Raw genomic sequence first — 385 nt, 5'->3', positions numbered from 1 at the left:
GACTCTTTTCGCACCTTTTTGAATGAATGCATACTCTTCGATAATTCGGACAGCTTCACTCACGTAACCCAAGCCCGTTTTTGATGTTCGCAACCAATAGCCGATTTCAAAGTAAGGGACAGTATCGTCTCTGATCATAAAACCAATAGCCCCGATAAATGCCCCTGTTTGCTTTTCAATAATATTGAACCAGAACTCGCCAGTAAAGATGGCGAAATTATTGGTAGCATCTTGAATGTTAAGTTCTAGCTGCTCTTTAGTTAGAGAATCAGAAACCCAAGGTAAGAATAGGGAAAACTCGGCCTTGCACTCATTTATCACCTCAAACATCTCTTCGCTGTATTTTAATGATGGAGAGGTTAATTTGAGCCTTTCACTTTCCATC

The 385-nt window shown here is 40.3% G+C and carries 1 protein-coding gene; it reads right to left on the bottom strand.

Annotation, left to right across the window (positions count from 1 at the left end; all coding sequences use genetic code 11):
* A partial coding sequence (locus AB4512_RS24050; RefSeq protein WP_372176005.1) for a GNAT family N-acetyltransferase occupies positions 1–384 on the bottom strand: 384 nt, incomplete at its 3' end.
* Position 385 lies beyond the last annotated feature (1 nt).

The organism is Vibrio sp. 10N.222.52.B7, from assembly GCF_041474275.1.
Taxonomy (GTDB): domain Bacteria; phylum Pseudomonadota; class Gammaproteobacteria; order Enterobacterales; family Vibrionaceae; genus Vibrio; species Vibrio crassostreae_C.
This window is presented reverse-complemented; position numbering and strand designations above follow the sequence as displayed.